Annotated in this window: 11 protein-coding genes; 2 read left to right on the top strand and 9 right to left on the bottom strand. The window is 72.7% G+C overall.

Annotated elements, in window-relative coordinates:
• The first annotated feature begins 5 nt into the window (after positions 1-5).
• Positions 6-2,462: a transglutaminase TgpA family protein gene (locus K228_RS0107555; RefSeq protein WP_025617879.1), complete on the top strand. Its 2,457-nt coding sequence runs from the start codon at positions 6-8 to the stop codon at positions 2,460-2,462.
• A gap of 52 nt (positions 2,463-2,514) precedes the next feature.
• Here K228_RS0107555 and K228_RS0107550 read toward each other — a convergent pair whose 3' ends face one another.
• From K228_RS0107550 to K228_RS0107510, 9 genes are all read right to left on the bottom strand, one after another.
• The gene (locus tag K228_RS0107550) at positions 2,515-2,910 is read right to left on the bottom strand and encodes a DUF3040 domain-containing protein (protein ID WP_018730718.1); all 396 of its coding nucleotides are present in this window, start codon (positions 2,908-2,910) and stop codon (positions 2,515-2,517) included.
• A 114-nt stretch (positions 2,911-3,024) separates the two neighbouring features.
• Entirely contained in the window at positions 3,025-4,284 is a 1,260-nt protein-coding gene (locus tag K228_RS0107545) for a DNA polymerase IV (RefSeq protein ID WP_025617878.1), read from the bottom strand.
• 61 nt (positions 4,285-4,345) lie between these two features.
• Positions 4,346-5,584 (bottom strand): alkaline phosphatase family protein, encoded by a 1,239-nt coding sequence (locus K228_RS0107540; RefSeq protein ID WP_025617877.1) that lies wholly within the window; start codon positions 5,582-5,584, stop codon positions 4,346-4,348.
• Complete coding sequence (locus K228_RS0107535) at positions 5,581-6,351, bottom strand: methyltransferase domain-containing protein (protein WP_033776637.1); 771 nt, start codon at positions 6,349-6,351, stop codon at positions 5,581-5,583. The genes K228_RS0107540 and K228_RS0107535 overlap by 4 nt, the downstream gene beginning before the upstream one ends.
• Positions 6,352-6,380: 29 nt before the next feature.
• A complete protein-coding gene (locus K228_RS0107530) occupies positions 6,381-6,560 on the bottom strand; it encodes a hypothetical protein (RefSeq protein WP_025617875.1) in 180 nt (59 codons plus the stop codon).
• 97 nt (positions 6,561-6,657) lie between these two features.
• Positions 6,658-10,032: an error-prone DNA polymerase gene (locus K228_RS0107525; RefSeq protein ID WP_025617874.1), complete on the bottom strand. Its 3,375-nt coding sequence runs from the start codon at positions 10,030-10,032 to the stop codon at positions 6,658-6,660.
• A 24-nt stretch (positions 10,033-10,056) separates the two neighbouring features.
• Entirely contained in the window at positions 10,057-11,643 is a 1,587-nt protein-coding gene (locus K228_RS0107520; protein ID WP_025617873.1) for a DNA polymerase Y family protein, read from the bottom strand.
• Entirely contained in the window at positions 11,640-12,422 is a 783-nt protein-coding gene (locus K228_RS0107515; protein WP_025617872.1) for a hypothetical protein, read from the bottom strand. Before K228_RS0107515 ends, K228_RS0107520 begins: the two co-directional genes overlap by 4 nt.
• 125 nt (positions 12,423-12,547) lie before the next feature.
• The gene (locus K228_RS0107510) at positions 12,548-12,997 is read right to left on the bottom strand and encodes an SAV_6107 family HEPN domain-containing protein (protein ID WP_025617871.1); all 450 of its coding nucleotides are present in this window, start codon (positions 12,995-12,997) and stop codon (positions 12,548-12,550) included.
• Positions 12,998-13,552: 555 nt separating this feature from the next.
• On the opposite strand from K228_RS0107510, the gene K228_RS0107505 reads away from it, so the two are divergent.
• Positions 13,553-14,041: a YbaK/EbsC family protein gene (locus tag K228_RS0107505; RefSeq protein WP_025617870.1), complete on the top strand. Its 489-nt coding sequence runs from the start codon at positions 13,553-13,555 to the stop codon at positions 14,039-14,041.
• Positions 14,042-14,044: the final 3 nt, after the last annotated feature.

The following is a 14,044-nucleotide window of genomic DNA, read 5'->3' as shown; positions in this document are numbered from 1 at the left end:
CACGCATGATCTCCCAACGGAACCTGGGCCTGGTCGCTGCCGCCGCGACACTACTCGCCGCGGCGCCATTGTCGGCCATCTTCGACCGCTCGACCTGGCTGTTCCAGTCGACCATCGCGGTCGCGGTGGTGGCCGCGGTGGCCGCCCTGGCCCGGCTGGGGCGGGCCCCGCGGTGGGGGCAGGTGCTGGCCATGCTCGGTGGCCTGTTGCTCGCCCTGACGTGGCTGTTCCCCTCCGGTGCCGAGCTGCTGGGAGTGGTACCGACCCCGGCCACCATCGGGCACTTCGGGGCGCTGGCGGAGGCGTCGCTGGTAGACATGCGCACCCACCGCGTGCGGGTGCCTGACACGGACCCGTTGCTCTTCCTCACCGTGCTCAGCATCGGCGGGATCGCCGTGCTGGTCGACCTGATGACGGTCGGGTTGCGCCGGCCCGCGCTCGCCGGCCTGCCGATGCTGGCCGTCTACTCGGTCCCGGTGGCCGTCTACGTGGACAGTGTCCCTCCGCTGCCGTTCGTCATCGGCGCGGCCGGCTACCTGTGGCTGTTGGCCGCCGACAACGTCGACCGGGTCCGGCGGTTCGGCCGGCGATTCACCGGCGACGGCCGGGGGGTGGACGGGTGGGAGGCCTCCCCACTTGCCGCCGCTGGTCGCCGGCTCGCGGCGGTGGGGGTCGCGGTCGCGGTCCTGCTGCCGCTGGCGGTGCCGGGCATGACCGGCGACCTACTCGACCGGTTCGGCTCGGGCACCGGGGAGGGCGCGGGTGGAGCGGGCCGGGGCACAGCCAGTCAGGTCGACCTCTTCTCGGCCCTGCAGGGCCAGCTCAACCAGGGCGAGGTCACCGACATGGTGAAGGTGACCACCAATGAGTCGGAGCCCTTCTACCTACGGTTCGGCACTGCCGACCAGTTGCGAAGCGACGGCTTCCGGGCGCGGCCTCCCAGTGGCACAGCGGTCAACCGGGAGTTCGGCCCGACCGTACCGGACCGGGAGGGCATCACCCGTTCCCGTTACCGGGCGACGGTTGAGGTGACGGAGAGTTTCGACATGCCGCTGCTGCCGGTGTACGCCGAGCCGGTGCAGTTCAAGCTGAACGGCAGATGGTCCTACGACCCGAACCAACAGGTCCTCTTCTCCAACCGGGAGCGTTCGTCGAGCAAGCGCTACGAGTTCGAGTACGTGCGGTCGACCTACTCCCCGACGGCGTTGCGGCAGGCCCGCCCGCTCCCAACCGAGCACAGCCTCCGCCGGCAGACGGCTGCGCCGACGGTGCCCGAGGTGGAGGCATTGGTGGACGAGCTCACCCAGGGCCAAAGCACCGAGTTCGACAAGGTGCGGGCCATCTATGACCACTTCGCCACGGAGAACGGGTTCAGTTACGCCCTCAGCACCGAGGGGGGCACCGGCGGTCAGGAGATCGTCGACTTCCTCACCAACAAGGTCGGGTTCTGTCAGCAGTACGCCGCCGCGATGGCGTGGCTGGTTCGCGCCGCCGACATTCCGGCGCGGGTCGCCTTCGGGTTCAGCACCGGCACCAAATCTGACGGTGACACCTACGTGCTGACCAACCGCAACCTGCATGCCTGGACCGAGGTCTACTTCGACGGGTTTGGCTGGGTACCGTTCGACGCCACTCCCGCGTATGGCGTGTCGGGGTCTGTCCGCTCCGACTGGGCCCCCGATCTGGATGCGGAGGAGGAGGAGGTCACCCCGGGGCCGAGCACGACAGCGGGGCCGGCAGGGTCGGGTTCCGGGACGAATCCGAACCAGGCGGAGGAGGGGCTGGAGGAGGAGCTGTCCGGGCAGCCGAGTGGCACCGGCACTCCCACCCGGACCGGGTCATCCTGGCTCTGGGCTGTCGGGGCCCTGGCCCTGCTCCTGCTGCTCACCGCCCCGGCGCTACAGCGGTCCGCCCTACGTCGACGGCGCAGTGGCAGACGGATGCCGTCGGCTGTGCCGGCCGGGGTAGCCACGGGCGGGGCGTCTTCGGGCGACCATCGCATGATGGTGCTGGCCGACGCGGACCGGGCACGGGCCGACGCGCACGCGGCCTGGGACGAGTTGCTGGACACGCTGGTGGACTTCCGGCAACAGATCAACGGGGCGGAGACACCGCGCGCCACCGCCAGCCGGCTCGCCCGAGACACCTTCCGTGCGGACACCGAGGCCACGTCGGCGGTACGGCTGCTGGGCCGGGCCGAGGAGCTCGCCCGCTATGCCCCGGATCCACACCCCGGGGAGCCGCTGCTGCCGGCCCTGCGCCGGGTCCGGGCCGCGCTCGTGGCGGGGTCCGACCGTCGCACGCGTCTGCTGGCGGCAGCCCTGCCCCCGTCGATGGTGCTGCGTTGGCGGGGCGCCGTCGCAGACGCCTCGGCCCGCCTGATGTCGTCCTACGGCCGATTCCGGGCCGCGACCCTACGCTGGAGCCCGCGGCGGCTGCTCACGGATCGCCACCCCCGTTGACCACACCCCGCCCCAACCGGCGACGACCGGTTGGGGCGGGACGGTCAAGGGCTCACCGGCGCCCCTCCGGGCGCTGCCGCCACCGGTCCTCCATCCGGTCCAGGATTGACGGTCGACGACCCGACCGCCCACGGGGCCGGCGGCGCGTCGTCGTCCCACCCACGACATGCAGGTCGGGGGACTGCGACCGCCGGTGTGACTGCGCCCCGAAGCCCAACGCGGCCAACATGACGACGAAACCCGCCACCGCTAGTGGCGGGGTCTTAATCACCGCGCCATAAACCAGCAGGGACAGGCCGACGACGACCACGCCGGCAGCGATGAGCAGACGACGCCGCGCGTGGAAACGCGGGTCGCTGGCGCGCACGGCCGAGGCGAACTTGGGGTCCTCGGCAAGCGACCGCTCGATCTGATCGAACAGCCGCTGCTCGTGCTCCGAGAGCGGCACGGCACTCCTCCCCGGTCACGTTGGTCGGCCCGGGCGGCCGACAGACCGTGGCAGCCAACCAGCTGCTTACCCGCAAGTCTACGAGGGCCCTCGCGCGTCGGAAAGCGGGACGACCTACGGCCGGCGCTGATTTTCCCTCAGGTGCTGGTCACGGGCGCTCAACAGGCTGGCGGGACCGATGACGGACCGCCCGAAACGGGCCGCGGCGGCGTCAACGGCACGTTCGGCTTCCCGCCATCCCCGCGCGGGCTCGCCGAGGACGAGTTGCCGAGGTGCGTCCCGGACGGGCACGATCTGCTCGGCCCGGACGCCGACCAGCCGGATCGGTTCCCCGGGGTCGAGGAGGGTGTAGAGCGCCCAGGCAGTGTCGAACATCTCCCGACCGACATCGGTCGGAACATCGAGACTGCGGGAGCGGCTGACGGTACGAAAGTCGGCCAGCCGCACCTTCAACGCCACCGTCCGCCCCACCTGGCCGGAGCGGCGCAGCCGGGCACCTACCTTCTCGGCGAGCCCGAGCAGAGCCCGACGGATCTCCCGCCGATCGGTCACGTCGACGTCGAACGTCATCTCCGCACCGACCGACTTCTCCCCCCGCTCCGGGGTGACCCGCCGCGGGTCCCGTCCCCACGCCAGCTCGTGCAGGTGCCGAGCGGCGGCGGTACCGAGCGCCCGACGGAGCATCCCCTCCGGCGCCTGTGCCAGCTCGCCGACGGTGACCAGGCCGAGCCGGCGCAGCGGCTCGGCCGACCGCTCCCCAACCCCCCAGAGCGCCTCCACCGGCAGCGGATGCAGGAACTCAAGCACCCGCGCGGTCGGAACTACCAGCAGCCCGTCCGGTTTGGCCCGGGTCGAGCCAAGCTTCGCGACAAACTTGCTCGACGCCACCCCGACCGAGCAGGTGAGCCCCACCTCGGTCGCCACCCGCTCGCGGATCAGCCGGGCGATCGCTGACGGCGGGCCGAACAGCCGCTGGGCGCCGGCCACGTCGAGGAAGGCCTCGTCCAGGGAGAGGGGCTCGACCAGCGGGGTGACATCCCGGAAGATCTGCATAACGCTGCGTGAGGCGGTCGTGTAGGCGGTGAAGTCGGGCGGCAGGAACACCGCGTGCGGGCAGAGCGCCCGGGCCCGCGCGGTCGGCATCGCGCTCCGGACGCCGTACCGTCGGGCCGGGTAGCTCGCCGAGCTGACCACCCCCCGCGGCCCGAGCCCGCCGACCACGACCGGCCGCCCGCGCAGCTCCGGCCGGCGGTACACCTCGACTGCGGCGAAGAACGCGTCCATGTCAACGTGCAGCACTCGACATCCGGAGTCGTCGGCCTCCGGCCCGAAACGCGGGTCGCCGCCGCGCGGCAACGACTGGCTGCGGCCCATACCCGGAAGGCTAGTGCGGATGTCCCCGCCCCGGCCAGCGGCGCGGCAGCGAAACCGCAGCTCAGCCCCGGACCACCAGCAGTGGGATCGTCATCTCCGCCGCGGTGTCCGAACCGTGGTACGCCACCAACCGACTCGCCATCGGCGGCTCGGACCGAGTGGCCAGCACGGCGTAGCTGCCGTTGCAGCACACCACCACGTCCCCGATCCGGCCCAGGTGCTCCTCGGGGACCGGGCCGAACCAGCCAGCCGCCACCAGCTCCGCCCGGGTGGTGACCCGGGCGGCAGCGCCGAGCACGGCCGACCAGGTGGCCACCACGTCGTCCTCGGCACCGGGCCGCACGTGCAGGTAGCGCACTCGGGGCTCGCCGGCCACCACCGTCACTCCGGCGCGCAGGCGCGGGTCGGCGTCCAGGTCGAACCGGTGCTCGGCGGGAATGTCCAGCTGACCGTGGTCGGCGGTAACCAGCAACGCCGCGTCCGGCGGCAGCCCTGCCACGAGACGAGCCAGCAGCCGGTCAACATCGGCCGCGGCGGCGCGCCAGGGCGCCGAATCGACCCCACTGAGGTGACCGTGCCGATCGAGGTCTGGATGGTAGCCAGAGACCAGGGTGGGCCCGGACCCGACCGTCAGCGCCGCCAGCATCTCCCGACCCAACTCATCAACGCCCGCCGCACCCCGGTAGTCGCCGCCCCGATTGGCCGCCAGGGTGAGGCCGCTGCCGCCGAACTCGGGCCGGCTCACCACCGTCACCTGGACCCCGGCAGCCCGGGCCCGCTCCAGCTGGGTGGGGACGGGCTGCCAGCGCAGCGGCTCCGGGTCGCCGGCCCAGTCGATGTGGTTGAGCACCTGGTCGGTGCCGGGGATCCGCAGGGTGAACCCGAGCACGCCGTGTGCACCGGGGGCGGTGCCCGTGCCCAGGGTCACCAGGCTGGTCGGAGTGGTGGACGGAAAGCCGGAGGTGAGCGGCCGGCCGGCGGTTGCGGCCAGCCCAGCCAGAGTCGGTGCGTACGGCGTGGCAGTGGGGATCTGATGCCAGCCGAGCCCATCCACCAACAGCACGGCGATCCGGCGCACACCGTCGAGCGCTGCGGTCAGGCCGAGCACGTCGGTCGCGCCGGGCACTCCTAGCGCCGCGAGCGCGGCGGGCAGGATGTCGGCGAGGCTCGCCGCGCCGTACCGGGGGGCGAGGATCCCGAACGGATCGCTCGCCCCGGAGTCAGCCGCGGCGGGCGGACCCGCACCGGCCCACGGCGGCTCGGTGCCGGGCAGGCGCTTCTGCTCGGGCGGGCCGGTCATGCTCGCCGGCGGGCGAACAGGTGCAGTTGGGCGGCGAGATCCCGCCAGGGCGGTTGGGCGGCGAGCGCCAGCTCCAGCTCCAGCAGGGCGGCGGGCTGACCGTCGGCGACCGCGGCGGGCAGCAGGTCGGTGAGGACGCGTACGCCGTGGATCTCCTCGACCTCCAGGCCCGCGGCCGTGAGCAGCACAGCCGCCTCATCGGCGGTGAAGCGCCGCCGATGAGTATCCCGGGATCCGGCGGCTCCGGAGGAGCTGGCGGCGAGTAGTGCGGCGGCATCCAACTGGCCGGTCATCGCCCGACCGAGCACGGCGGCGGCTCGCCCGGCGACCAGCGCGCTCGCGGCCCCGCCAGGGCGCAGCGCGCCGGCCAGCGCGGCGACCACCGCTGCCGGGTCGTCAACCACCTCCAGGACGGCGTGGCAGAGCACCAGGTCCACGCTGGCCGGCTCCACGAGCCCGGCGAGCGCGTCACCGTCGCCCTGCACCGCGCGTACCCGGTCGGCGACCCCGGCGTCAGTAGCGCGGCGGGTCAGCGCGGCGAGCGCGTCGGGGTTGGCGTCCACGACAGTCACCTGGTGCCCCGCCTGGGCCAGTGGGACCGCGAAGCCGCCGGTGCCCCCACCCACGTCGAGTACGGTCAGGTCGGTGCCGGCACGGCGGTCCAGCTCGGCGCGCAGCACCGACCAGATGACGGCGGTACGCGGGGTCAGCGGCGGGCCAGCGAGTCGCCCTCGGGTCTGCTCCACCTCGACCAGCCTAGTCACCACGTCCAGCCCCGTCCGGAACGGCTGGCCGATCAGGCTTCGCCGCCGGTGACGACCTCCTCCTCGTGCCGCGAACGCACCGAGTTCGCCACGGGCCCCTCGGTGATCTCGTACTCCCGGGCCTCGGCGTGGTGGTTGGGCACCCACCCGGCGCCGAGCCGGGTCCGGGTCGTGTTGGCCACCCCACCGTTGTAGGCGCGATTCCCCGTCATCGGTTCGTCCCCTCGTACCGCGCGGGCCACGTTGCCAGCGCGGGCAGGAGTCTCCCGCCGCCCGAAGCGAAAAACCATAACCTGAATCACTTGACGATCACCGAAAGTCGCGGGCGGGCTGCCGAACATGGAGTTCAATTGGGTCCAGTCGATCAGCGGTGAGATTGATCACCCCCTCGTGCCGGCGGAGGAGACCCCGGACCACCAGTCCCCCGCTGTTCTTCGCCACCTGCCGATAGCGCTGCCACAACCCGGGGGAACAGGTGACATTGAGCATCCCCGTCTCGTCCTCCAGATTGAGGAAGGTGACCCCACCCGCGGTTGCCGGACGCTGCCGATGGGTGACGATCCCGCCAACCCGAACCCGCCGCCCCGGCTCCACCTGCGCGAGCCGGGCGATCGGCACCGCCCCCAGGGCGTCGAGCTGGTCCCGGACGAACCGGGCCGGATGGCTCTCCGGCGACAGCCCGGTCGCCCAGACGTCCGCGACGAGGCGATCGACCGCCGCCATCCCGGGCAGCGTCGGCGCGACCGTGCCGGGCACGGTGCCGGGCAGGCGGTCGGGATGCTCCTGTGCTGCTGCCCCGGCGCTCCAGAGCGCCTGCCGTCGGGTCACGCCGAAACACGCGAAGGCATCCGCGGTGGCTAGCGCCTCCAGTTGCGTGGCGGTCAGACCCACCCGCCGGGCTAGGTCCGACATATCCCGATACGGCCCGCGCACTGCCCGCTCGGTCTCGATCCGCTCGGCCACCTCCACGCCGAGCGTACGCACGCTGCCCAGCCCGAGCCGAACCGCCGGACCGCCCAGCCCCCACGCGTGCGGCGGCTCCCCCGGCTGGCTTCCCCACCGGGTGCTCGGGGTGGACTCCAGGACCGCCTCGGCACCGCTGGCGTTGACATCCGGCCGACGGACCTCCACCCCGTGCCGACGGGCGTCATCCACCAGGGTCTGCGGCGAGTAGAACCCCATCGGTTGGGCGTTGAGCAGCGCGGCCAGGAACGGTGCCGGGTGGTACCGCTTGAGCCAGGAGCTGGCGTAGACCAGGTAGGCGAAGCTCATCGCGTGGCTCTCCGGGAAGCCGTAGCTGGCGAACGCGGTGAGCTTGCGGTAGACATCGTCGGCCAGTTCACCGGTGATGCCCCGCTCGGCCATCCCGGCGTAGAGCCGATCGGCGATCCTGGCCATCCGCTCCGCCGACCGCTTGGCCCCCATCGCCCGACGCAGCTGGTCCGCCTCGGCCGCGTCGAAGCCGGCCAGGTCGATGGCGAGCTGCATGAGCTGCTCCTGGAACAGCGGCACGCCCAAGGTCTTCTCCAACGCGTTGCGCATCAGCGGATGCGGGAAGGTGACCGGCTCCTGGCCGTTTTTACGCCGGATGTACGGATGCACCGAGCCGCCCTGGATCGGGCCCGGCCGGATCAGCGCCACCTCCACCACCAGGTCATAGAAGCAACGGGGCTTGAGCCGGGGCAGGGTGGCCATCTGGGCGCGGCTCTCCACCTGGAACACCCCGACCGCGTCGGCCCGGCAGAGCATGTCGTAGACCTCGGCATCGTCCAGGGTCATATCGCCCAGTTCGAGCCGCGCCCCAATCATGTCGTAACCGTGGTGCAATGCGGCGAGCATGCCGAGGCCGAGCAGGTCGAACTTGACCAAACCGACGGCGGCGCAGTCATCCTTGTCCCACTGGAGCACGCTCCGGCCGGGCATCCGCCCCCACTCCACCGGGCACACCTCGATCACCGGCCGGTCGCAGATCACCATGCCACCGGAGTGGATGCCCAGATGTCGCGGAAAGGTCTGCACCGCGTCGGCGTACGCCACCACCGGCTCGGGGATGCCCTCGACCTCGACCGCGGCGACCGAACCCCACCGATCGATCTGTTTACTCCAGGCATCCTGCTGGCCGGGGGAGAACCCGAACGCCTTCGCCACGTCCCGCACCGCCGACCGGGGCCGGTACGAGATGACATTGGCGACCTGAGCGGTGTGCTCCCGCCCGTACCGGGCGTAGACGTGTTGGATCACCTCCTCTCGACGGGAGGACTCGATGTCCACGTCAATGTCCGGTGGCCCATCCCGCTCCGGGGCGAGGAAGCGCTCGAAGAGCAGCCGGTGACGGACCGCGTCCACGTTGGTGATCCGTAACGCGTAGCAGACCGCCGAGTTCGCCGCCGACCCTCGGCCCTGGCAGTAGATGTCCTGCTCACGGCAGAACGTGACGATGTCGTAGACCACCAGGAAGTAGCCGGGAAAGCCCAGTTCCTCGATCATGTTCAACTCATGTTCAAGCTGCGCGTACGCCTCGGGGTGTGCCTCCGGTGGGCCGTAGCGCTCGCGTGCCCCCCGCGCCGTGAGATGACGCAGCCAGCTCATCTCGGTGTGCCCGGACGCCACCGGATACGCCGGTAGCGCCGGGGCGACGAGTTGTAGGTCGAAAGCGAGCTCCGCGCCGAACTCGGCGGCTCGGGCCACCGCCCCCGGATAGGCGGCGAACCGAGCCGCCATCTCGGCACCGCTGCGCAGGTGGGCGGTGCCGGCAGCGGGTAGCCAGCCGTCGATCTCGTCCAGGCTCCGTCGGGCCCGGACCGCGGCGAGGGTGGTGGCCAACCGACGCCGCCCCGGAGTGGCGTAGTGCACGTTGTTGGTGGCCACGGTCGGTAGCCCGGCGTCCTCCGCCAGCTCGGCGAGGGCATCGTTGCGGTCGGTGTCGACCGGGTGGCCGTGGTCGGTCAACTCCACCGCGACCATCTCCGCGCCGAACAGCGCGGTCAGCCGATCCAGTTCCCGGGCCGCCGCGTCGACGCCCTCGGTGAGCAGCGCGGTCGGCACATGGCCCTTACGGCAGCCAGTGAGCACCAGCACGTGGTCCCGCAACTCGGCCGCGACCTCTGCCAACTCCCCGTAGACCGGACGGCCCTTCTCGCCACCGCGTAGCTGGGCCCGGGAAATGGTGGCGGCCAACCGGGCGTACCCCTCGTGACCGTGGGCGAGCAGCAACAGGTGCTGCCCAAGCGGGTCCGGCTCACCACCGGGCGCGCCCGGCAGGTCGAGGGAGAGCTCCGCGCCGAAGACCGTCGGCAGGTGCAGGGCACGCGCCGCCTCGGCGAAGCGCACTACGCCGTAGAAGCCATCGTGGTCGGTCACCGCGAGAGCGGTGAGCCCCAACCGGGTGGCCTCCTCGGCCAACTCCTCCGGGTGGCTGGCACCGTCGAGGAAGCTGAAGTTGGTGTGCGTATGCAGCTCGGCGTACGGCACCACATCATCCGGGCGGGCTGTCGCGGGCGGCGGATGGTATGGACGTCTACCGGCCCGCGCGGGGGCATCGCCGCCGTCGGCCTCCACCACCAGCGGGTCCACCATGTGCAGATGCCGCTCGCCGTCGCGAGCACGACGTTGCCCCCGAGCGGGTTCGCCGCTGAGCACCCGCTCCAGCTCCGACCACGGCAGATCCGGGTTGTGGAAGCTCATCGGTGGCCGCCTGCGCCACGGAGATCAGTCATAGCTCGCCTCCACCAGCCACCGGCCCCCCTCGACCGCGAGCAGCAGGGCGGCACCATCGGCGAGACAGACCTGGAACCGGGCTCGCCGCCGGGCCTCCGGCGGTTCCCACCACCGCTCGTCAACCGGCCATGGGCCAGTCCATCCGGTGATCGCCACCGGCCGGCCGGCCCCGATGGTGAGCCACGCCGGTACCGCACTCACCGCCAGACGTGCACTGACCACGACGGGCTCCTCGACGGCGTCCTGCACGGTAGCGGCCAGCGGCTCGGGGAGCACCACCGCTGGCGCCGGCGGTGGAAGCCGGCCCGGCCACGGCGGCTCCCCCGGCCGGCCCGGCAACCACCCCGACGTGGGGGACCCGGGGCGGGCCGGCCGGCGTTCATCGCCCCACGGCACCAGGCGTACCTGGTCGGCCGGGGAGCGCCCGCCGCCGAGTACCGCGGTGACCACCGCCTCGGGGCCAAGGAGACCCTGGATCCGGCTCAACGCCCGGTGGGCCCGGTCCCGCTCCTCCCCGGCCTCCCCCCACAGGCCGGGCTGTAGGGCCCCCAGCGCGACCACCCCGTCGGGCACCAGCCGTAGCCGGACGATGCCGGCGGTGGGCCGCACCGGTTCGGCACCCGACCGGCCACCGGAGAGCCACCCGTCGAGCTGCCACCGGGTCCGGTCGGCGATGGCAGCGGCGGTGAGCAGACCGTCGTGCCGCCAGGTTCGGTGCAGTTCCTGACCGTGCGCGGTCACCGCCTCAATACCGAGGCGGGTGCAGGCCAGCCCGTACGCGGCGAGGCGGTCGTGCAGCCGCTCGGCCAGTGCGCGGGCGACGAAGGCCGCCGCGTCAACCCGGTCGAGCGGTTCGTCCTGGTCCGCGGTGACCGTCAGGTCCACCGGGGGTCGCCGAACCGCAAGCGGGCGGTGGTCCCGGCCCATGGCCAGCCGGTGGGCCAGCGCACCGTCGGCGCCGAACCGGGCCAGCACGTCGCCGTGCGACAGCGCGGCGAAGTCGCCGAGGGTGCAGCTGCCGAGCCGACGCAGCAGGTCGGCCAGGGCCGGTCGACCGAGCGCCTCGACCGGCTGATCGGCGAGGAACCGCGGCGTCCCGCCCGGGGGGACCACCTGTCCGGTGCGGGCGGCCAGCCCGGCGACGAACTCCCCGTCAGCGATGCCGACCTGGCTCTCCACCGCACAGGCCTGGGCGACGTGCTCGATGATCTGCTCCGCCGCCGCCTCCTCACCGCCGAGGTGGCGGGCCGGGCCCCGGGCCGGTACCGCGCACATCCCGGGGCGAACCACCGCCACCCCGGCCACCAGCTCCTCGACTGCAGCCACCACCGGCTCGAACGCTCGGGCGTCTCGGGCGGGATCGTGGGCGAGGACGGTGAGTCGGGGGCATCGACTCTGCGCCTCCCGCCGCCGCAGTCCTCGGCGCACTCCCTCGGCCCGAGCCTGCTCGGAGCAGGCGACCACCCGGTTGGCGTGCAGTACCGCGACCGGGTCGGTGGTGGGCACCCCCTCCACCTGTTCAGCGGCGACCACCGGCCAGTCCGGGCACCAGAGCACCATCGTGCGGAGACCGGTCATGCCGAACCGGCCAGGGTGAGCGGCCAGGGCCCGTCGGTGGCCGGTGGCACCGCTCGGAGCCGGCCGGCACCGGTACGCCCAGTGGGCGAAGCCGCCCGGGCGCCACGGGTCGAATCCGGAACCACCTGGGTCGAACCGGCAGCGGGCAGCCAGATCGTCACCTCCCGGGGACGGGTGGCGGCGCCCCGCCCCCGCGCCGCCACGGTGACCTCCCGCCGCCGCAGCCGGCCCCGGCCGACACCGATTCCCTGCCAGACTCCCCGGGTCACCTGAAGGGTCAGGTCGGCACCGTCCCACCGTCCGTACGGGACGAGGACGCTGCCCCGCTGCCGGGCCCGAGCTGCCAGCCGACTGGCGACCGATGTGGACACTGTGGCCGGGACGGCGGCGACCACGACATCCACCCCGTCGATCAGCGTGGCGACGACGGTGGCCCATTCGGGTCCCGGGTTCGGCACGAGGGCGAGCCGGTCCAGGGCGATCCCGAACTCGGCGGCGGCGACCGCCCCGAAGGTTGGCACCCCGACCACGGCGCACCACGAGCCGGCCCGGGACGCCTCGGCGAGCAGCGCCAGGACCAGGGAGGTGGCGCCGCTGCGCCGGGGCTGGCCAGTGGCGACCGAAATCGTGCTGCCGCGGCGCAGCCCCCGGTTGGGCAGCAGGCCGGTCAGTTCGGGGGCAACCGGTAGCACCCGCTGTCCCCCGATCGGGTCCGGCGCACTCGCCGGACGCACCAGACCCGCCAACGCGGCGGAACCGACCACCATGCGGCCCGCCATCGGACCTACCCCCTGTCGTGCTGTCGTACTGATGGACCAGCGCAATGCAAATAGCTCAAGAACTCACAAAACGGACCTATTGGGAAATCCCCTGCTGCCGTCAGCGCCCTCGGCGTCGCCGCGGCTCAGGCCGCCCGACCACCAAGGGACGGCGCTCGCGCCGCACCGAGCGCGGCCTCCACCACCAGCACGAACTCCTCGGCGGCACGCAGCAGGTCGTCGGCCTCCCGGGCGGTGACGACCCGCGGGATGCCAGCCTCGGCAGCGGCTCGCTTACTGGCGGCCAGAGCGAAGAACCGGGCCCACTCGTCGAGCTCGGGAGCAACACCGGAGAGCAAGACCCAGACACTGGTGACCCGACCACGCCGAGTCGACACGGGGCGAGCACGGGCAGCGAGCAGCGCCGCGGCGGCCCGCAGAGCCGCCAGGTGGGCCGCCGCGTAGCGGAGACCGTCGGGGCCGGTGCGGGCAGCTTCGCCGAGCCCGCGACGAGCCACCGTGAGGAGCTGGACAGGGGTGCGCTGCGGCAGCATGTGGGCCGGCACCGTTGGCGCCGTAGCTGGCTTGGTCGGCATGCTCTGTCTCCTCCAGGGCCGAGGCGCCACCCGACGGAACTGATCCGCCGACGGACCGCCGGGGTCGAGTGGTGCGGAGGAAGACGCACCGGCGGGGCCGGCCGGGCATGGACGCTTCCCCACACCACACCCGGCCGGCATGACCGGCAGGTTCGTCGCCCGCCGCCGGGGGTCGAGGGCGGCGGGCGACGCTCCCGCCTGACGGGCCAGGGCTCGCGACTGCCCACGACCCTGGGCGCGACCCGCGATGCCGCACCCGCCCGGAGCAGCGCCGCGAAACACCACTCCGGCTGTCGGAACGAGCATGCGAAGCAACAAACCCTCGGCCAATCGAACACCCGTTCTAACTACTGCTGACAGTACACCCTCCCGCCAACAAAAACACAACGTGTGCCGCGCGTCGCCGCACGTCGGACGGGTCGAACACCGCAGCACCACCGCAGTCAACCTGGCGGCCTGACCGCCGTGGGCGCCGCTCGGGCTCACCGCCCACCGGCCACCACCGCTGGCGTGGCCAACGAAGGGCGCCCGGGGCGCACCGGTAAGAATGGCCGGATGCACCCACACCCGAAAGTACGGGCGACGCAGGAGGCACTGGACGGCGTTGGCGCACTCGACGGCTCTGGCGCACCCAGCCTCGTTCGCCTCTTGCCCGACGCGGTCCACACCGCCGCGGCAGCCGCCGCCGCCCTCGATGTCGAGATCGGTCAGATCGCCAACTCCCTGGTCTTCGAGACAGCCGACGGGCCGCTGCTGGTGCTGACCTCCGGAGCGCACCGGGTGGACACCGTCGGCCTCGCCGCGGCGATCGGCGTCACCCGGCTCCGGCGGGCCACGCCGGAATTCGTCCGCGAACACACCGGACAGGTCATCGGTGGAGTCGCCCCGGTCGGCCATCCCCAGCCGCTGCGCACCCTGGTGGACACCGCCCTCGACAAGTACGACGAGATCTGGGCCGCCGGCGGCGTACCCCGCGCGGTCTTCCCCACCACCTATCCGGAGCTGCTGCGGGTAACCGGCGGCACCCCGGTCGAGGTGGCGTGAGCG

The sequence above is a fragment of the Salinispora cortesiana genome, assembly GCF_000484695.1.
GTDB lineage: Bacteria > Actinomycetota > Actinomycetes > Mycobacteriales > Micromonosporaceae > Micromonospora > Micromonospora cortesiana.
This window is presented reverse-complemented; position numbering and strand designations above follow the sequence as displayed.